This window comes from Streptomyces sp. NPDC005408 (genome assembly GCF_040606445.1).
Lineage (GTDB): Bacteria > Actinomycetota > Actinomycetes > Streptomycetales > Streptomycetaceae > Streptomyces.
On the sequence record NZ_JBEXEX010000006.1, the window covers coordinates 223,674 to 242,715 of the forward strand.

The 19,042-nt window shown below is 69.9% G+C and carries 18 protein-coding genes and 2 pseudogenes; 11 read left to right on the forward strand and 9 right to left on the reverse strand.

Annotated elements, in window-relative coordinates:
• Positions 1-372 precede the first annotated feature (372 nt).
• The 8 genes and pseudogenes from ABZS64_RS09115 to ABZS64_RS09150 all read right to left on the reverse strand — a co-directional run.
• A complete protein-coding gene (locus ABZS64_RS09115) occupies positions 373-906 on the reverse strand; it encodes a DUF6879 family protein (protein WP_355825305.1) in 534 nt (177 codons plus the stop codon).
• Between the two features lie 14 nt (positions 907-920).
• Positions 921-1,391, reverse strand: a complete 471-nt coding sequence (locus ABZS64_RS09120) for a hypothetical protein (protein WP_355825307.1) — start codon at positions 1,389-1,391, stop codon at positions 921-923.
• A gap of 73 nt (positions 1,392-1,464) precedes the next feature.
• Positions 1,465-1,698, reverse strand: coding sequence for a DUF397 domain-containing protein (locus ABZS64_RS09125; RefSeq protein ID WP_355825310.1), 234 nt, complete (start codon positions 1,696-1,698; stop codon positions 1,465-1,467).
• Between the two features lie 91 nt (positions 1,699-1,789).
• Positions 1,790-2,101 (reverse strand): hypothetical protein, encoded by a 312-nt coding sequence (locus ABZS64_RS09130; protein WP_355825313.1) that lies wholly within the window; start codon positions 2,099-2,101, stop codon positions 1,790-1,792.
• A 61-nt stretch (positions 2,102-2,162) separates the two neighbouring features.
• Positions 2,163-2,996: a helix-turn-helix transcriptional regulator gene (locus ABZS64_RS09135; protein WP_355825316.1), complete on the reverse strand. Its 834-nt coding sequence runs from the start codon at positions 2,994-2,996 to the stop codon at positions 2,163-2,165.
• Positions 2,993-3,514 (reverse strand): DUF6879 family protein, encoded by a 522-nt coding sequence (locus ABZS64_RS09140; protein ID WP_355825319.1) that lies wholly within the window; start codon positions 3,512-3,514, stop codon positions 2,993-2,995. Before ABZS64_RS09140 ends, ABZS64_RS09135 begins: the two co-directional genes overlap by 4 nt.
• A pseudogene (locus tag ABZS64_RS09145) lies at positions 3,498-3,710 on the reverse strand (hypothetical protein). Before ABZS64_RS09145 ends, ABZS64_RS09140 begins: the two are co-directional and overlap by 17 nt.
• Positions 3,711-3,851: 141 nt before the next feature.
• Positions 3,852-4,243, reverse strand: a pseudogene (locus ABZS64_RS09150) (LysR family transcriptional regulator); the annotation flags it as partial.
• 186 nt (positions 4,244-4,429) lie between these two features.
• On the opposite strand from ABZS64_RS09150, the gene ABZS64_RS09155 reads away from it, so the two are divergent.
• From ABZS64_RS09155 to ABZS64_RS09200, 10 genes are all read left to right on the forward strand, one after another.
• Positions 4,430-5,320: an EamA family transporter gene (locus tag ABZS64_RS09155; RefSeq protein ID WP_355825431.1), complete on the forward strand. Its 891-nt coding sequence runs from the start codon at positions 4,430-4,432 to the stop codon at positions 5,318-5,320.
• Positions 5,321-5,396: 76 nt separating this feature from the next.
• Entirely contained in the window at positions 5,397-6,185 is a 789-nt protein-coding gene (locus tag ABZS64_RS09160; protein ID WP_355825322.1) for a TIGR03084 family metal-binding protein, read from the forward strand.
• Positions 6,185-7,861, forward strand: a complete 1,677-nt coding sequence (locus tag ABZS64_RS09165) for an acyclic terpene utilization AtuA family protein (RefSeq protein WP_355825324.1) — start codon at positions 6,185-6,187, stop codon at positions 7,859-7,861. Before ABZS64_RS09160 ends, ABZS64_RS09165 begins: the two co-directional genes overlap by 1 nt.
• A gap of 16 nt (positions 7,862-7,877) precedes the next feature.
• Complete coding sequence (locus ABZS64_RS09170) at positions 7,878-9,476, forward strand: carboxyl transferase domain-containing protein (RefSeq protein ID WP_355825327.1); 1,599 nt, start codon at positions 7,878-7,880, stop codon at positions 9,474-9,476.
• 7 nt (positions 9,477-9,483) lie between these two features.
• Positions 9,484-11,415: a biotin carboxylase N-terminal domain-containing protein gene (locus tag ABZS64_RS09175; RefSeq protein WP_355825330.1), complete on the forward strand. Its 1,932-nt coding sequence runs from the start codon at positions 9,484-9,486 to the stop codon at positions 11,413-11,415.
• Positions 11,412-12,551, forward strand: a complete 1,140-nt coding sequence (locus ABZS64_RS09180; protein WP_355825333.1) for an acyl-CoA dehydrogenase — start codon at positions 11,412-11,414, stop codon at positions 12,549-12,551. Before ABZS64_RS09175 ends, ABZS64_RS09180 begins: the two co-directional genes overlap by 4 nt.
• A 48-nt stretch (positions 12,552-12,599) precedes the next feature.
• The gene (locus ABZS64_RS09185; protein ID WP_355825335.1) at positions 12,600-14,177 is read left to right on the forward strand and encodes a 4-coumarate--CoA ligase family protein; all 1,578 of its coding nucleotides are present in this window, start codon (positions 12,600-12,602) and stop codon (positions 14,175-14,177) included.
• On the forward strand, positions 14,174-14,920 hold the full coding sequence (locus ABZS64_RS09190) for an enoyl-CoA hydratase family protein (protein WP_355825338.1): 747 nt from the start codon (positions 14,174-14,176) through the stop codon (positions 14,918-14,920). Before ABZS64_RS09185 ends, ABZS64_RS09190 begins: the two co-directional genes overlap by 4 nt.
• Positions 14,908-15,486, forward strand: a complete 579-nt coding sequence (locus ABZS64_RS09195; protein ID WP_355825341.1) for a TetR/AcrR family transcriptional regulator — start codon at positions 14,908-14,910, stop codon at positions 15,484-15,486. Before ABZS64_RS09190 ends, ABZS64_RS09195 begins: the two co-directional genes overlap by 13 nt.
• Positions 15,487-15,720: 234 nt before the next feature.
• On the forward strand, positions 15,721-16,746 hold the full coding sequence (locus ABZS64_RS09200) for a 2-oxoglutarate and iron-dependent oxygenase domain-containing protein (RefSeq protein ID WP_355825343.1): 1,026 nt from the start codon (positions 15,721-15,723) through the stop codon (positions 16,744-16,746).
• Here the strand turns inward: ABZS64_RS09200 and ABZS64_RS09205 are convergent.
• Positions 16,725-17,825 (reverse strand): citrate synthase 2, encoded by a 1,101-nt coding sequence (locus ABZS64_RS09205; protein ID WP_355825345.1) that lies wholly within the window; start codon positions 17,823-17,825, stop codon positions 16,725-16,727. The two genes, ABZS64_RS09200 and ABZS64_RS09205, sit on opposite strands and share 22 nt — an antisense overlap.
• A 334-nt stretch (positions 17,826-18,159) precedes the next feature.
• Here ABZS64_RS09205 and pdxH point away from each other — a divergent pair, with 334 nt between their 5' ends.
• Positions 18,160-18,804 (forward strand): pyridoxamine 5'-phosphate oxidase, encoded by a 645-nt coding sequence (gene pdxH, locus ABZS64_RS09210; protein ID WP_355825434.1) that lies wholly within the window; start codon positions 18,160-18,162, stop codon positions 18,802-18,804.
• Positions 18,805-19,042 lie beyond the last annotated feature (238 nt).

Here is a 19,042-nt window from a genome sequence, read left to right on the forward strand (position 1 = left end):
GTAGAGCTGGGTCGCCTGCGTGAACAAGGGCCCAAGGGAGCTAGCTGCCGGGGCAGCGGAGGTCGGGCGCGGCGCGGTTCGGTGAGCAGGTCACCAGTGCCAGGGACACGAACAGGGGGTGTTCGAGGTAGTAGCCGAGGAGAAGATCTCTGCCCCAACCAAGAGGCTCGACAGCGGAGTTCTGTGACAGCGGCCGCCTGCCTCCCTGCTCGCTCAACGACGATCACGCTCGGCAGGGCGCGGCCGGTCTCGATGCGGCTGATCTTCGTCCGGCTCATGCTGCAGCGAATGGCCAGGTGCTACCACTCAGCCCGAGGCCAGGCGGAGACCCTTCAGGGCCCCGCCAAGTCCCTTCGTTCTCTTGTTTGATGCTCAGGTTCGATAGTCATTGAACGGAATGGAACCCTCTAGGGCTTGGTCGCGCCATGCGAGGTACTGGCTGAGGTCAGGGGAATGGATGAGCTCACGGTTGATCTGCGTCCCGTCCGGCCGGTAGTTCAGGTGCACCACGGTCGTTTCGTCGAACATCCAGAAGTCCTGGTTCGGCAGGTCGACGTCTCGTTCCGTAACGTCCACGATCCGGTAGTCCTCCCCAGCCTCGACATTGCCCGGGATGGCCCACCCGAACAGGTAGCGGCTGTAGTCCGTCAACGGCCTGCGGACGAGCTTGGCCCGGGTCATCGTGCGGCCCGACGACCTTTGGCCTCGGACCGTCTCGTGCCACGCTGCATTGAAGTCGTCCGGCTTGGGCTCATCGGCGAGGAAGCTACGGAGGGTCTCGGCCTCGGTCGGCATTGTGTACAGCTGGTGCACCTCCAGCCGGAACGCAGAGCGCTTGAAATTCCGGAAGTACGCCTTCCATTCCGGGCCGTCCAGCAGGGCGGGGGCGGATCCACTCACGGACACGGTCAGTCTCCTTCTCATCTAGCGGATGGGCATTGGAGATCGGGCGAGGCATGGTTGGGGGAGCACGTCACCAAGGCCAGTGACAGGAATACCGGCCGTTCGAGGTAGTAGCCGATGGATACGTCGCCGCCCCAGCCAAGTCGCTCAGCGGCGGAGTTGGTGAGCATGGTCATGCGCGTGCTGTCCCGGTCCGATTCGGAAACGAAGCGTGGTGCGAAGACGGTCAGTTGCTCACCGAGCCATTCCGCTGCCCTCTTCGGCTCCTCCCACGTCCCCAAGATCAATGCCTTGGGCTTCAGCAGCCAGTGGGCTGTCTCAAGGGGTGGCAGATCAGATTCGGGGAACTCGGCGACGACGTCCCGGTACCGCTGGATCAGCTCCTGCTTGATGTCGGCCGGGGGCGGTTCGGGGTGTGGGGGGCGACGCAGGCCTTCCTGGTCGAACCGCTGCTTCGGGCCGGTCCACAAATAGCCGTGATGGTGCAACTGGCGCCCTGTTCGGTCGGGTTGGAGGCCTCGGCCCCTGGGGGAAGGGGCCGAGGTCGACTGGGGAGGCTCTCTAGGCCGAAAGGCCGAACCGCTCCGGGGCGATCCCGGCAGCGTCCAGCTCGGCCGTCGTGAAGCGCAACGGCTCCATGCCCGGTTGCTTGCTGTCACCCAGCGCCCAGGCGTCCTCGCCGATGCGGGCGAGGGTCACGCAGGACTCGCCGTCGGGGTGGGTGTTCCCGCCGCACGCCTTGGCGAAGGCGGCGCGGTCGATGGGGAGTGCGTACAGCTCGGTTCCGTACTGCATGTGTGTGCCTTCCTGATCGTCGGGCGGCCACAGGGCGTGGCCGTCCCCCCGCCCGTGTCGGGCGGAAGCCATGGGGGTGTGAGGGTCCGCCTCAGGCGGAGTGGGGGAGCTTGGACACGACGGTGACGCCGGGGCCCTTGGCGATGACGTCGGCGTGGAGCAGCGCCTGCAAGGTCGTCGGCGCATCGCCGATGGCGTCGGTCAGCCGCTCGTTCAGCAAACCGGCCTCCGAGGGGAGCAGGACCATTTCTGTGTCCGCCGCATGCCGACCGTTCTTCGTCAGCCAGATGGGGATACGGACGTTCCCGTCTTCGTCCTTGTAGGCAGGGCGACTTGGGATGGGGTCCATTCGCCAGCCCTTGGCGACGGGCTGCTCACCTGGATTCTGCTGGTTGGTCGGCATGCATCCATGGTCCCGGCGCATCGGTGGCGTAACCAGACCAATTCCTGTTGCGGCATAAAAATCAGCCGCGGTGCAACTCGGCCCATTCGTAAAGCTGTTGGCGGGCAGCATCCTGGAAGAGGGCGTGCGCCTCGAACAGGCGAAAGACCTCCAGATGTTCCGCTATGTCACGGGAGTCCCGAAAGACCATGCGCCCCGTGAAGTTCTCCACCGTCGCCAGCCGGTCGTCATAGACCGTAAAGGTGTTCATCGGGCCATGGGGTATCAGGGCCCCGGGCGCGATCACGCCAATGCGGACATTGGGGAGGCGGGCCAGCGAGATCAACCGGTCGATCTGTACGGCCATGGCCGAAGGCGGCACGATCGCCCAGTTCACGGCTTGCTCGGTGAGCAGGAAGGTGAAGGACTTCGACGTGTCGTAGAGGACCGACTGTCGCTCCAGTTTGCGCGCCATCGTCTTCGAGATGTCGCCCGGGAAGCCGCTCAGGCTCGCCCGCACATACTCCGGAGTGGCCAACAGGCCGGTCACCATGGCGGGCAGAAAATACCGCAGGGTTGTCGCCTCGGCCTCCAGAGCGGCAAGTTCTGTCTGCCGCTTCTCCAGACCTCTGCGCCGCGAGGACCGCTTGTCCTGCCACTGGGTGTTGGCGATTCTGGCCAGAGCCGTCACTTCGCTGATCAGCTCCGGTTGAGCGCCAATTGCCCGAAGGATGCGCTCCACGTCAACGAGGCTCGGGGTCCTCTTCCCCGTTTCGAACTTGCTGATCTGCGACTGAGACATGTTGCATCGCTTGGCCAACCGGTCTCCTGTGAGACCGGCTGCCTTGCGTAGCTCTCTCAGTCTCTCGGCCAGGTCGGTCCTGGACTGACCCAGCTGCTCAGGTTCGAACGTCACCCGTGTTCTTTCACGTACTCCGCAAACGGTACGGACTCGGCAAGCGCGATGCGCCTCCACTCCCGGTACGGCTGTATGTCGCCTTCGAAGGTTTCGCGGTTGATCAGTGTTCCGTCCGGACGGAAGTTCAACTGGACGATGCGTGCATGGTCGAACATCCACCAGTCCGTGCCGCCGAGCGGGAGTCCGTAGTCCTCGCTGGTGACGTCGAGAACACGGATGTCTTCCCCGGCCTCGATGTTGCCCGGAATGCCCCACGCGAACTGGTAGCGCTGATAGTCGGTGAGAGGCCGGCGCACGATTCGTACGCGACGGATCCTCCGGCCCGACGTCACATATGCACGGACGCCCTCGTGCCAACGCGAATTGTGGTCACCCGGTTTGGCTTCCCCTCGCAGGAAGCGGGCAAGGCTCTTCGCTTCCTGCGGCATGGTGTACGTGGGCTGGGCCTCGAAGCGCCACGCGTCCTGCGTGAAGGAGTCGAAAGCTCTGTTCCACTCGTCACCATCCAAGTACATGGACAGCCTCCCTCAAGGTGTGCTCCGGGATCTCCACGAGCCCTTCCCCGTCCGGGACCGCAAAGCCGTCATAGAGATCACCTTGGACGACGATGGACCCTCGCTCGTCGTGCCTGTAGAGGTTGGGGCAGTCGTTGTCGTCGCAGTTCGGACCGTTTAAGTTGCCGGTGAGTCAGGTCAGTTGCTCGCGTGGCACGATGTCCCCCTTCGCTTCAGCCCTTATCAGGACTGCCTGAGATCGACGCTACGGAGCGCCTTTCCCCACGTCCATGCCGACTTGGGATTATTCCCGTTCCGGCATAGACGATCTCGTAGGCACCTCTGTCGCCACCTCGCGGCCGCGCAGGACCGCCGCGTCGACATCGCCGCGGGTCAGGCCTGCCGTGCGGTCGTCGATGCGGAGGAGTTCGAGGGAGTGTCCGGGTGTTCCTGCTCCCGGCGGCGCAGCAGGGGGGTGGTGTACGGGCCGAGGGCGGACCAGGCGTGGCCGGGCCGCAGGGGCCAGCGGCGCAGCCGGGCCGGGTCGAGGGCCTCGTCGAAGGCGGCGACCGCGGCTGCCGCCTTGTCGTGGAAGACGGTGCCCTCCGCGGTGAGGGCGAGATGATGGGTGGAGCGGTCCACGAGCCGGGTGCCGAGGTGTCTTTCCACTGCCGCGAGCGTGCGGGACACGGCCGGCTGGGTCAGATGCAGCCGGGCCGCCGCCCTGGTCACGCTGGACTTCTCGGCGATGGCGAGAAATCAGCGGAGACGGCGCAGCTCGATGATCATGCGCGGGGAGCATAACCGCAGCCCAGTAAGCATTTCACGTAGCGCGCGCCGACCCGTAGCTTGGAGAGGGTCAGATTCAGCCAGGGAGGTCCGGTGGACGAGCGTCCGACCACTGTCGTCGCGAACGAGCCCGAGGCCGCCGTCGCCCTGGAAGGCGCAACCCGCGCGCCGGGCTCCCGCCGCAGCCTCGGGCCCGTAGCGCTCGTCGTTGCCGGTGGGCTCTCCGTCCAGTTCGGTGCCGCCGTCGCCGTCCTGCTCATGCCGCGCGCCGGAGCCCTCGGTGTCGTCACGCTCCGGCTGGTCCTCGCCGCGGTCGTGCTGATGATCGTCTGCCGGCCGAGGCTCCGCGGGCACTCGCGTGCCGACTGGGGCACCGTCGTCGCCTTCGGCACCGCCATGGCCGCCATGAACGTCCTCTTCTACCAGGCCGTCGACCGCATCCCGCTCGGCGCGGCCGTCACCTTCGAGGTCCTCGGCCCGCTAGTGCTCTCGGTGATCGTGTCGCGGCGGCTGATCAACCTCGTCTGGGCGGGGCTCGCCCTCGGCGGTGTGGTCCTGCTCAGCGGCGGCGGCTTCGACCGGCTCGACCCCGTCGGCGCGCTCTTCGCGCTCTCCGCAGGGGCGATGTGGGCCGCGTACATCGTCTTCAGCGCCCGCACAGGACGGCGTTTCCCGCAGGCCGACGGGCTCGCGCTCGCCATGGCCGTCGGGGCCGTGCTCAGCCTGCCGCTGGGGATCGCGGATGCCGGGTCCAAGCTGCTCGTGCCCTCCACGCTCGGGCTCGGGCTCGCCGTCGCGCTGATGTCGTCCGTCCTTCCGTACACCCTTGAGCTGCTCGCGCTGCGCCGACTGCCCGCGCCGACCTTCGCGGTGCTGATGAGCCTGGAGCCGGCGATTGCGGCCACCGCCGGGTTCCTCGTACTGCATCAAGCCCTTTCCGTACTGGAGGCGTTGGCGATCGCGCTGGTCATCGCCGCGAGCATGGGCGCCGTACGGACTCAGGTGGCCCGAAAGGCACCGGAAGGCCACATCCAGTAAAGCAAGCATGCTTGCTTGTTTTCCCTCGCGCTGCCATGCTCCGGGCACACAACGTCGTGTCCCTAGGGAGCGCACCGTGTCCGACCCGGCTGTCGTGCTCGACGATCTGCGCAGCGAGAGTGATCAACTCGATCTGCTCGTCAGCGAGTTGACCGACGAGCAGTGGGCGGGGGCCACCCCCGCGCCCCGCTGGACCATCGCCCACCAGATCGCCCATCTCGCCTGGACGGACGTGGCAGCGCTGCTGGCCGTCACCGACCGTGAGGCATTCGGCGCCCAGGTCGAGAAGGCTCTCGCCGCGCCGGACGCCTTCGTCGACGAAGGCGCCGAAGAGGGCGCCGCGCTGCCGCCGCGCGAGCTGCTCGCCCGCTGGCGCGCCGGTCGCGAGGAACTGCAGCAGGCTCTGCGTGCGGCACCGGCCGGGGCGCGTTTTCCCTGGTACGGGCCGCCCATGAGCGTCGCGTCGATGGCGACAGGACGCCTGATGGAGACCTGGGCGCACGGCCAGGACATCGCCGATGCGCTCGGAGCCGTACGCGAACCCACCCCCCGACTGCGGCATGTCGCGTACATCGGGGTCAGGGCGCGCGACTACGCCTACGCGGTGCGCGGTCTCACCCCGCCCGCCGAACCGTTGCGGGTCGAGCTGACCGCGCCGGACGGAGAGCTGTGGGTGTACGGACCCGAGGACGCCGCGCAGCGCGTCACCGGGCCCGCGCTCGACTTGTGTCTCCTGGTGACCCAGCGCGCGCACCGCGCCGACCTCGCCGTGCGGGCCGAGGGCGCCGACGCCGGCAAGTGGCTGGACATCGCCCAGGCCTTCGCAGGGCCGGCGGGGCCCGGCCGCGAGCGGAAGGAGGCCTGATGACCCTCCGTATCGCAAACGCCTCCGGGTTCTACGGCGACCGCTTCGACGCCGTACGCGACATGCTCACCGGCGGGCCCCTCGACGTCCTGAGCGGCGACTATCTCGCCGAGCTCACCATGCTCATCCTCGGCCGCGACCGGCTCAAGGACCCCCGCCTCGGCTACGCCAAGACCTTTCTGCGACAGCTGGAGGAGGGTCTCGGCCTCGCCCACGACCGCGGAGTGAAGATCGTCGCCAACGCGGGAGGGCTCAACCCGGCCGGACTCGCCGACGCCGTACGCGAGCTGGCCGACCGCGTCGGCGTCCCCGTCAAGGTCGCGCACGTCGAGGGCGACGACCTCGCCGCCCGCTTCCCCGGCGCCCTCAGCGCCAACGCCTACCTCGGCGGCGCGGGTATCGCCGAATGCCTGCGCGCCGGGGCCGATGTCGTCGTCACCGGCCGGGTCACCGACGCCGCGCTTGTCACCGGGCCCGCGGCCGCGCACTTCGGCTGGGGGCCCGAGGACTACGACGCGCTCGCGGGCGCGGTCGTCGCCGGGCACGTACTCGAATGCGGGACCCAGGCGACCGGCGGAAACTACGCCTTCTTCAGCGGCCACGACGTACGCCGCCCCGGCTTCCCCCTGGCCGAGATCCACGCCGACGGCAGCTCGGTCATCACCAAGCACGACGGTACCGGCGGACTCGTCGACGTCGGCACGGTCACCGCGCAGCTGCTGTACGAGACCGGGGGCGCCCGCTACGCCGGACCCGACGTGACCGCGCGCCTGGACACGGTACGGCTGGAGCAGGACGGCGAGGACCGGGTGCGGATCTCCGGCGTACGCGGCGAGGCCCCGCCGCCCAGCCTCAAGGTCGGCCTCAACCGCATCGGCGGCTGGCGCAACGAGGTCGTCTTCGTGCTCACCGGACTCGACATCGAGGCCAAGGCCCGCCTGGTGCGGGAGCAGCTCGACGACGCCTTCGGCAAGCACCGGCCGGCCGAGGTGCGATGGGAACTGGCCCGCACCGAGCGGTCCGACGGCGACACGGAGGAGCGGGCCAGCGCGTATCTGCGGCTCGTCGTACGCGACAGCGACCCCGAGAAGGTGGGCCGGGCGGTGAGCGGCGCGGCGATCGAGCTGGCGCTCGGCAGCTACCCGGGCTTCCATGTGACGGCCCCGCCGGGCAAGGGCGCGCCGTACGGGGTCTTCGAGGCCGAGTACATCGACGCGGCCGAGGTGACGCACACGGCCGTACTGCCCGACGGGCGCCGGGCCCCGGTGCCGACTCCCGTACGTACCAAGGAAGTTGAGCCTGTCATCGACAGTGCCCGGCTTCCGGAGGCGCTGCCCGACGGGCCGCGCAGGGCTGCCCCCCTCGGCCTGGTTGCCGGCGCCCGCAGCGGCGACAAGGGCGGCGACGCCAACGTCGGCGTCTGGGCCCGATCCGACGACGCCTGGCGCTGGCTCGCCCATGAGCTGACGGTGGACCGCTTCCGCGCGCTGCTCCCGGAGACCGCCCAACTGACCGTCGTACGCCATGTGCTGCCGAATCTGCGCGCCCTGAACTTCACCGTCGAGGGGATCCTCGGCGAAGGCGTCGCCGCGCAGGCCCGCTTCGATCCGCAGGCCAAGGCGCTGGGCGAGTGGCTGCGCTCCCGCTACGTCGACATCCCGGAGGTATTGCTGTGATTCCGGAGGTACTGCTGTGACCGTGCTCGCCTCGGCCGTCGACCCCACGGGTCCCGAGTACGCAGCCCGCCGCGAGACCATGCTCGGCCGGCTCACCGAGCTGGAGGCCGAGCACGCCAAGGCGCTCGCGGGCGGCGGCGAGAAGTACGTCGCCCGGCACCGCAAGCGCGGAAAGCTGCTGGCCCGCGAGCGCATCGAGCTGCTCCTCGACCCGGACACGCCCTTCCTGGAGCTGTCCCCGCTTGCCGCGTGGGGCAGCGACTATCCGGTCGGTGCGTCGATGGTCACCGGCATCGGCGTCGTCGAGGGCGTCGAGTGCCTGATCACGGCCAACGACCCGACCGTGCGCGGCGGGGCGTCCAACCCCTGGACGCTGAAGAAGGCCCTGCGCGCCAATGAGATCGCGTACGCCAACCGGCTGCCCTGTATCTCGCTGGTCGAGTCCGGCGGGGCGGATCTGCCGTCCCAGAAGGAGATCTTCATCCCCGGCGGTGCGCTGTTCCGGGATCTCACCCGGCTGTCGGCGGCCGGGATTCCGACGATCGCCGTCGTCTTCGGCAACTCGACCGCCGGAGGCGCGTACGTCCCCGGCATGTCCGACCACACCATCATGATCAAGGAGCGGTCGAAGGTCTTTCTGGGCGGACCGCCGCTGGTGAAGATGGCGACGGGGGAGGAGAGCGACGACGAGTCGCTCGGCGGCGCGGAGATGCACGCCCGTACGTCCGGACTCGCGGACTACTTCGCGGTGGACGAGCCGGACGCGCTGCGGCAGGCACGTCGGGTGGTCGCCCGCCTCAACTGGCGCAAGGCACACGCCGATCCGGGGCTCGCCGAGTCGCCCAAGTACGCGGACGAGGAGCTTCTCGGGATCGTGCCCGAGGATCTGAAGACGCCCTTCGACCCGCGCGAGGTGGTCGCCCGGATCGTCGACGGTTCGGACTTCGACGAGTTCAAGCCGCTGTACGGGCCGAGCCTGGTGACCGGGTGGGCGCGGCTGCACGGATACCCGGTGGGCGTGCTGGCCAATGCGCAGGGCGTGCTCTTCTCCGCCGAGTCCCAGAAGGCTGCGCAGTTCATCCAGTTGGCGAATCAGCGCGATGTGCCGCTGGTCTTCCTGCACAACACCACCGGCTACATGGTCGGCAAGGAGTACGAGCAGGGCGGCATCATCAAGCACGGCGCGATGATGATCAACGCGGTGTCGAACTCGAAGGTCCCGCATCTGTCCGTGCTCATGGGCGCGTCGTACGGGGCCGGGCACTACGGCATGTGCGGCCGGGCGTACGACCCGCGCTTCCTCTTCGCTTGGCCGAGCGCCAAGTCCGCGGTGATGGGGCCGCAGCAGCTCGCGGGTGTCCTGTCGATCGTCGCCCGCGCCTCTGCCGCCGCGAAGGGGCAGCCGTACGACGAGGAGGCGGACGCCGGGCTGCGCGCGATGGTCGAGCAGCAGATCGAGGCGGAGTCGCTTCCGATGTTCCTGTCGGGACGGCTGTACGACGACGGCGTGATCGACCCCCGCGACACCCGTACGGTCCTCGGACTGTGCCTGTCCGCGATCCACACGGCACCGGTCGAGGGCGCGCGCGGCGGCTTCGGCGTCTTCCGGATGTGAGGCACTGATGATCTCCACTCTGCTGGTCGCGAACCGGGGCGAGATCGCCTGCCGGGTCTTCCGCACGTGCCGCGAGCTGGGCATCGCGACGGTCGCGGTGTACTCGGACGCGGACGCGTCTGCGCTGCACGTCCGGGAGGCGGACGCGGCGGTACGGCTGCCGGGGGCGGCGCCCGCGGACACGTATCTGCGCGGCGACCTGATCGTGAAGGCGGCACTGGCGGCGGGCGCGGACGCGGTGCATCCGGGGTACGGATTCCTGTCCGAGAACGCGGAGTTCGCGCGGGCCGTGACGGACGCGGGCCTGCTGTGGATCGGCCCGCCGCCCTCGGCCATCGAGGCGATGGCGTCCAAGACGCGGGCGAAGGAACTGATGGGCGGAGCGCCCCTGGACCCGGCGACGGTCACGGATGCGGACCTGCCGCTGCTGGTGAAGGCGGCGGCGGGGGGCGGCGGGCGCGGCATGCGTATCGTCCGCTCGCTCGACTCCCTCGCCGGTGAGCTGGAGGCGGCCCGGTCCGAAGCGGCATCAGCCTTCGGCGACGGCGAGGTGTTTCTGGAGCCGTACATCGAAGGCGGCCGCCATGTGGAAGTGCAGGTGCTTGCGGACGAGCACGGCACGGTGTGGGCGCTGGGCACGCGCGACTGCTCGCTCCAGCGCCGCCACCAGAAGGTCGTCGAGGAGTCCCCGGCGCCGGGTCTGTCCGCCGAGCTGGTGTCCTCCCTCCACGAGTCGGCGGCGGGGGCGGCGCGGGCGGTGCGCTACCGGGGGGCGGGAACGGTGGAGTTCCTGATCTCCCCGGAGGGCCGCGCCCACTTCCTGGAGATGAACACCCGCCTCCAGGTCGAACATCCGGTGACGGAAGCGGTGTTCGGGATCGACCTGGTGGCGCTCCAGCTGAGCGTGGCGCAGGGCGAGGCGCTTCCGGCAGACCCGCCCGAGGCGCGGGGCCACGCGGTGGAGGCGCGGCTGTACGCGGAGGACCCGGCGACGGGTTGGACGCCGCAGACGGGGGTGCTGCGGGCTTTGGACGTACCGGGGGACGCCACCGGACTGCGCGTCGATGCCGGGTATGCCGCCGGGGACTCGATCGGTGTGCACTACGACCCCATGATCGCCAAGGTCATCGCCTGGGCCCCCACCCGCGACGCCGCCGTGCGGCGGCTCGCGCATGCCCTGCGGCGGGCGCGGGTGCACGGGCCCGTCACCAACAGGGCGCTGCTCGTACGGTCCTTGGAGCACCCGGACTTCACCGGCGCCCGGCTCGACACCGGCTTCTACGAGCGGCACATCGACGCCCTCGCCGCGCCCGGCGACGGCGAGCGGCATGCCGCGATCGCGGCCGCGCTCGCCGAGGCCGTCGGGCGGGCCGGGGCGGGGCTCGCCTCCCGGATCGGAGGGTGGCGGAACCTTGGGTCGCAGCCGCAGGTCAAGGCGTACGGCGAGCACGAGGTCCGGTACCGCCCCACCCGGGGCGGCGGTTTCGAGCTGGTCGACGATCCCGGGGTACGGGTCGTCGACGCCGGACCGCACCGCGTACGCCTCGAGATCGACGGAGTCGTACGGCCCTTCGACGTCACCGATCACGGCGACGGGCACGTCCACATCGACAGCCCCACCGGCGCGCACGCGCTCGCCGTGCGGCCACGGTTCACCGATCCGCAGGACCGGGCCGAGCCCGGGTCGCTGCTCGCCCCCATGCCCGGGACCGTCGTCCGCATCGGGGACGGGCTCGTCGAAGGGGCCAAGGTCACTCAGGGGCAGCCCCTTGTATGGCTGGAGGCCATGAAGATGGAGCACCGCATCCTCTCGCCCGCCTCCGGCACCCTCACCGCGCTCCACGCCGTACCCGGCCGTCAGGTCGAGGTCGGCGCCCTGCTCGCCGTCGTCACAGAAGCAATGGCGGAAGCCACACAGGAGGAGGACACCGCGTCATGACCATCGAGAGCCAGGAACACATCGCACTGCGTGCCGCCGTCGCCGCGCTCGGACAGCGCCACGGACGCGGATACGAACGCGAACAGCTGTGGGCCGAGGCCGCGAAGCTCGGCTATCTCGGCGTGAACCTCCCAGAGGAGCACGGCGGCGGCGGGGGCGGCATGGCCGAACTCTCCATCGTTCTCGAAGAGTTGGGCGCCGCGGGCTGTCCGCTCCTCATGATGGTCGTCTCACCCGCCATCTGCGGCACGGTCATCGCCCGGTTCGGGACGCAGCAGCAGAAGGAGAAGTGGCTGCCCGGGCTCGCCGACGGCACCCTCACCATGGCCTTCGGCATCACCGAGCCCGACGCCGGGTCCAATTCGCACCGGATCACGACCACAGCGCGCCGTGACGGCGACGGCTGGATACTCACCGGGCGCAAGGTCTTCATCTCCGGCGTCGACATCGCCGACGCCACCCTCGTCGTCGGCCGCACCGAAACTGCATCTTCTCCGGGGGCCGCACCGGCGCTCAAACCGTGCCTCTTCATCGTCCCCCGCGACGCCGAAGGCTTCCAGCGTTCGCAGATCGACATGGAACTGCAGGCCCAGGAGAAGCAGTTCGAGCTGGTCCTCGACGATGTACGGCTGCCCGCCGACGCGCTCGTCGGGGACGAGGACGCCGGTCTCCTCCAGCTCTTCGCCGGGCTCAACCCCGAGCGCATCATGACCGCCGCCTTCGCCATCGGAATGGGTAGGTACGCACTGACCCGGGCCATCGACTACGCGAAGACCCGGCAGGTCTGGAGAGAGCCCATCGGCGCGCACCAGGCCATCGCCCACCCTCTCGCCCAGGCCCATATCGAGCTCGAACTCGCCCGACTGATGATGCAGAAGGCCGCGGCGCTCTACGACGCAGGCGACGACATCGGCGCGGGCGAGGCCGCCAACATGGCCAAGTACGCCGCAGGTGAGGCCTGTGTGAAGGCCGTCGACCAGTCCGTCCACACCCTCGGCGGCAACGGCCTCACCCGGGAGTACGGCCTCGCGTCCCTGATCACCGCCGCCCGCGTCGCCCGGATCGCCCCGGTCAGCCGGGAGATGATCCTCAACTACGTATCCCACCAGTCCCTGGGTCTCCCCAAGTCGTACTGATAAAGGAGATTCTGGCCGTCCACACGGAGGACACAGCGAGGGGCCACGATGGTGTTTCGGAGTGAGTACGCAGATGTCCCGTCCGTCACCGAGGCGATCCACGACGCGGTGCTCGGCCGGGCGGCCGAGTACGGCGACGCGATCGCCCTGGTCGACGGGGTGAACGGCACCACCGTCACGTACGCACAGCTGGACCTGTTCCACCGGCGCATCGCCGCCGCCCTCGCCGACGCGGGCGTGCGCAAGGGCGATGTCCTCGCCCTGCACAGCCCCAACACCGTCGCCTACCCCACCGTCTTCTACGGGGCGACCCGCGCAGGCGCCTCCGTCACCACCGTCCATCCGCTCGCCACGGCGGAGGAGTTCGCCAAGCAGCTGCGTGACTCCTCCGCCCGCTGGATCGTCACCGTCTCACCGCTGCTCGAAGTCGCCCGCAGGGCCGCCGAACTGGCCGCGGGCATCGAGGAGATCTTCGTCTGCGACCGCGCCGACGGGCATGTGAGCATCCTCGACATGCTCGGCTCGACCGCACCCGAGCCGGATGTCGTCATCGACCCGGCCGAGGACCTCGCGGCCCTGCCGTACTCCTCGGGCACCACCGGCATCCCCAAGGGCGTGATGCTCACCCACCGCTCGATCGCCACCAACCTCGCCCAGCTCAAGCCGCTGATGCCGATGGGTCCCGGCGACCGCATCCTCGCCGTGCTGCCGTTCTTCCACATCTACGGCCTCACCGCCCTGATGAACGCGCCGCTGCGGCAGGGCGCCACCGTCGTCGTCCTGCCCCGCTTCGAGCTGGAGAGCTTCCTCGGGGCGATCGAGAAGCACCGCATCAACGCCATCTACGTCGCCCCGCCGATCGTCCTGGCCCTCGCCAAGCACCCCGCGGTCGCGAAGTTCGACCTGTCGTCGCTGGAATACATCATCTGCTCGGCCGCACCCCTGGACGCCGGCCTGGCCGCGGCCTGCTCGAAGCGGCTCGGACTGCCGTCCATCGGCCAGGCGTACGGCATGACAGAACTCTCTCCCGGCACCCACCTGGTCCCCCTCGGCGCCGAGAACCCGCCTCCCGGCACCGTGGGCAAGCTCATCGCGTCGACCGAGATGCGGATCGTGTCCCTCGACGACCCGGCCAAGGACGCCGGCCCCGGCGAGGAGGGCGAGATCGCGATCCGCGGCCCGCAGGTGATGAAGGGCTATCTCGGCAGGCCCGAGGCAACTGCCCAGATGATCGACTCCGACGGCTGGCTGCACACCGGCGACATAGGCCGCGTCGACGACGGCTGGCTCTTCGTCGTCGACCGGGTCAAGGAACTCATCAAGTACAAGGGCTTCCAGGTCCCGCCCGCCGAGCTGGAAGCGCTCCTGCTCACCCACGAGGGCATCGCGGACGCCGCGGTGATCGGCGTGTACGACCAGAACGGGAACGAGATCCCGAAGGCGTACGTCGTACGGCAGCCGGCCGCCGCAGACCTCACCGAGGACGACATCATCGCCTTCGTCGCCGAGCACGTCGCGCCGTACAAGAAGATCCGCCGCGTCGAATTCATCGGAGTGGTTCCACGCGCCGCGTCGGGAAAGATCCTCAGGCGTGAACTGAGAGACCGGGAGAGGGAGAACACGTGACCCAACGCCTGCCGCTGGTCGCCACGGCACACGAGCGCGGCATCGCCACCCTGACGCTGGACTCGCCGGACAACCGCAACGCCCTGTCGGCGCGGCTGGTCGGCGAGCTGGCGCAGGCGCTGGCGGACTGCGCCAAAGACGAGTCCGTACGGGCCGTGGTGCTCACCCACACCGGGTCCACGTTCAGCGCGGGCGCCGATCTCAAGGCCCCGCCCAACCCGTACACGTTCGTCGGGCTGCTGCGGCAGATCGTCACCCTGCCCAAACCGGTGGTCGCCCGCGTCACCGGGCATGTGCGCGCGGGTGGCCTCGGCCTGCTCGGCGCCTGTGACATCGCGGCCGCGGCGAGCGTCGCCGACTTCGCGTTCACGGAAGTACGGATCGGGGTCGCGCCCGCCGTCATCTCGCTGCCCCTGCTGCCCCGCATGGACCCGCGCGCGGCCGAGCGCTACTACCTCACCGGCGAGCGCTTCGACGCGACGGAGGCGGCCCGCACCGGACTGCTCACCCTCGCCGCCGACGATGTGGACGCGGCGCTCGCCCCGGTGCTCGACGGGCTGCGCAAGGCGTCGCCGCAGGGTCTAGCCGCGTCGAAGGAACTCCTCGCGGCCAGGGTCCTGGAGGCCTTCGACCGGGACGCCGAGGACCTGGTGCAGCGCTCGGCCTCCCTCTTCGCCTCCGCCGAGGCGCGCGAGGGGATGACGGCATTCCTCGAACGACGGGACCCCGCATGGGTGTTGTGACCCCTCCCAAGCAGGACCGCAGCAGGGCCACCAGACAGCGTCTCCTGGAGGCCGCGGTGTCCTGCCTCGCCGAACACGGCTGGGCAGGCTCGACGGTTTCGGTGGTCGCCGAGCGGGCGGGAGTCTCTCGGGGTGCGGCGCAGCACCACTTCCCGACCAGGGAGGACCTGTTCACGGCGGCCGTCGAGTACGTCGCGGAAGAGCGCTCGCAGGCGCTGCGCGCGCTGCCGACCCAGGACCGCACGGCGGTCGTGGCGGCACTCGTCGACCTCTATACGGGTCCGCTGTTCCGGGCCGCCCTGCATCTGTGGGTCGCCGCCTCCAACGAGGAGCAACTGCGCCCCCGGGTCACCGAGCTGGAGGCCCGGGTCGGCCGCGAGACCCACCGGATCGCGGTCCAGCTCCTTGAGGTCGACGAGTCCGTGCCCGGGGTGCGGGAGACGGTCCAGGGGCTGCTCGACATGGCCCGCGGACTTGGCCTCGCCAATCTCCTCACGGACGACGCGGCCCGGCGGAAGCGGGTGGTGGCCCAGTGGGCGGCACTGCTGGAGGAGGCACTGGGCTGACGGCCGGGCCGCCGCCGGTGTGACCCGCGCCATGCGCCTTTCGGGGCCCGGGCAGTACCCTGGGCGAATGCTTCTGCTCGTACGACGCCGCCACGTGGACTACGTCCGCGTCACGAGCATGGGCTGTCCGCGCTCCGTCTGACCCAGCGCACAGCCCCCTCTCCACCCGGCACCCGTGGCCCCGCCCCACCCCCGGCGGCCCCATGGGACCCCGTACACCCCGCGGATGCATCCATGTCGTACCTTCAGCTTCCCGTCATCGACCTCTCCGCCGCCGACCGCGGCCCCCAGGCGCGGGCCCTGCTGCACGCCCAGCTGCACAGCGCCGCCCATGACGTCGGGTTCTTCCAGCTCACCGGGCACGGCGTCACCGGCGCCGAGACCACCGCCCTCACCAGCGCCATGCGCGCCTTCTTCGCACTTCCCGAGGCCGACCGGCTCGCCATCGACAACGTCAACTCGCCGCACTTCCGCGGCTATACGCGCATCGGCGACGAACGCACCGGCGGCACCCAGGACTGGCGCGACCAGCTCGACATCGGCGCCGAACGTCCCGCCCATGTGCCCGGCCCCGGCGAGCCCGGCTACTGGTGGCTGGAGGGCCCCAACCAGTGGCCCGCGGCCGTGCCCGAGCTGCGCACCGCCGCGCTCGCCTGGATCGACCGGCTCAGCGCCGTCGCCGACAAGCTGCTGCACGAACTGCTCGCCGCCATCGGCGCGCCCCCGGACTTCTACGACGCCGTCTTCGGCGACCGCGCGCACCTGCACCTCAAGCTGGTGCGCTACCCCGGCAGCGCATCCGACGGCGGCCAGGGCGTCGGCGCCCACAAGGACTACGGCTTCCTGACCCTGCTCCACCAGGACGAGATAGGCGGCCTCCAGGTCGAGCGCGGCGACGGGCTCTTCCACGAGGTGCCGCCGCTGCCCGGCGCGTTCGTCGTCAACCTCGGCGAACTCCTCGAGGTCGCCACCAACGGCTATCTCAAAGCCACCAACCACCGCGTGGTCAGCCCGCCCGGAGCCGTCGAGCGCTACTCCGTGCCGTTCTTCTACAACCCACGCCTGGACGCCCGTATCGAGCCGCTGCCGTTCCCGTACGCGGCGAACGCGCCGGGCGTGACCGTAGACCCCGCGAATCCGCTGTTCGCGGAGTACGGCCGCAACGAGCTCAAGGGCAAGCTGCGGGCCCACCCACTGGTCGCCGCCCGCCACCACGCGGACCTGCCGGCCGAGGAGCGTCAGCCGGCGATGTCCTCGTAACCGACGATCTCGCGCGGATTGCGCGCCGCGGGACCGACATAGCGCGCGGACGGCCGCACCAGACGGCCCGTCCGCTTCTGCTCCAGGATGTGCGCCGACCAGCCCGCCGTACGGGCACAGGTGAACATCGACGTGAACATGTGCGCCGGGACCTCGGCGAAGTCCAGCATGATCGCCGCCCAGAACTCCACGTTCGTCGCCAGGACCCGGTCCGGGCGGCGGTTGTGCAGCTCCTCGAGCGCGGCCTTCTCCAGCGCCTCGGCGACCTCGAACCGGGGCGCGTCCAGCTCCTTCGCCGTACGGCGCAGTACGCGCGCCCGCGGGTCCTCGGCCCGGTAGACCCGGTGCCCGAAGCCCATCAGCCGCTCGCCCTTGTCCAGGGCCCGCTTCACATACGCCGTCGCGTCACCCGTGCGCTCGATCTCCTCGATCATCCCGAGCACACGGGAGGGAGCACCACCGTGCAGCGGCCCCGACATCGCGCCGACCGCGCCCGAGAGCGCCGCCGCGACATCCGCACCCGTGGAAGCGATCACGCGTGCTGTGAACGTCGACGCATTCATGCCGTGCTCGGCGGCCGAGGTCCAGTACGCGTCCACGGCCTTCACATGGCGCGGGTCCGGCTCACCGCGCCAGCGGATCATGAACCGTTCGACGACGGACTGCGCCTTGTCGATCTCGCTCTGCGGGACCATCGGCAGCCCCTGTCCGCGCGCCGACTGCGCGACGTACGACAGCGCCATCACCGCGGCACGCGCCAGATCCTCGCGGGCCTGCGCCTCGTCGATGTCCAGCAGCGGTTTCAGACCCCACACCGGGGCGAGCATCGCCAGCGCCGACTGCACGTCGACGCGGATGTCACCGGAGTGCACCGGAATCGGGAAGGGCTCGGCGGGCGGCAGCCCCGGATTGAACGCGCCGTCGACCAGCAGACCCCACACATTCCCGAACGAGACATGGCCGACCAGATCCTCGATGTCCACACCGCGATAGCGAAGCGAGCCGCCCTCCTTGTCGGGTTCGGCGATCTCCGTCTCGAACGCGACGACTCCTTCGAGTCCAGGTACGAAGTCGGACATCAGGCGGCTCCTCAAGATGTGTGCGACAGGCAAGGGTCGGCGTGGATCCGTCACCCCGGTGATGCCCCGTGCGGCTGGTGGTCACCCAACCGCCGGAGAGGCAGGCACGATATCCCCTGCTGTATGGAGGCCACAGTGGCCCGACCCAAGATTTTGGCCGGTCCGGCTGATGCGGGGAAGCGTGACGTCCGGCACACTGCCCCATTTCGGATGGGGAGGGTTAGCGGCACTCCGCGCCGGGCAAACTCGGCCCCTGCGGCAGGATGGCCCCGTGACCGACCACGCCGCCGCCGCGAACGCGGATCTCCCCGTCCCGACCCCGGACCCCGCCGCCATGCGGAAGCAGTACCGCTCCACCGTGCTCACGGAGACGGAGCTGACTCCCGCGCCCATGGACCAGTTCGCACGCTGGTTCCTGGAAGCCGCGTCCAGCGGTCTGCACGAACCGAACGCCATGATCGTCTCCACGGCCACACGGGACGGCCGCCCCTCCTCCCGCACCGTGCTGCTGAAGCAGTACGACGCGCGCGGCTTCGTCTTCTACACCAACTACGGATCGCGCAAAGGCCAAGAGCTGGCCGCCAATCCGCACGTCGCCGTGCTCTTCCCCTGGCACGCGCTGGCCCGCCAGGTCATCGTCACGGGCACGGCGGCCCGCATCGGCCGCGACGAGACCGTCACGTACTTCCGCAGCCGCCCGCACGGCTCCCAGCTCGGCGCCTGGGCGAGCGAGCAGTCCTCGGTGATCGGCTCGCGCGACGAGCTGGTGCGCAGATACGAGGAGCTGGCGACCCGCTACCCGGAGGGCGAACAGGTCCCGGCACCGCCGGAGTGGGGCGGCTACCGGATCGAGCCGGAGACGGTGGAGTTCTGGCAGGGCCACGAGAACCGGCTGCACGACCGGCTGCGGTATGTCCGTACGGGGGCGGAGGGCGCGGAGAAGGCGTCCTCCTGGCGGGTGGAGCGGCTGTCGCCGTGAGGTTCGCCTGCCGGTGAACGCAGAAACCCGCGGGCTCTGGTTCCTCCGAGGAGGAGCCGGCCGGACTTACCGGCGAGCCCGCGGGTCGGTGACTGCTTGGAATTTCGGCCGACGGTCAGTCGGCTGCACACAGAGTGCGACGACGGGCTGTCAGCCCGCAGCCACCTCACGAGTCCGAGAAGAAATCACTTCCGGAACACCTCCTTTCGCGTGTGCCCCACACCTTAGGAAGCGGTCC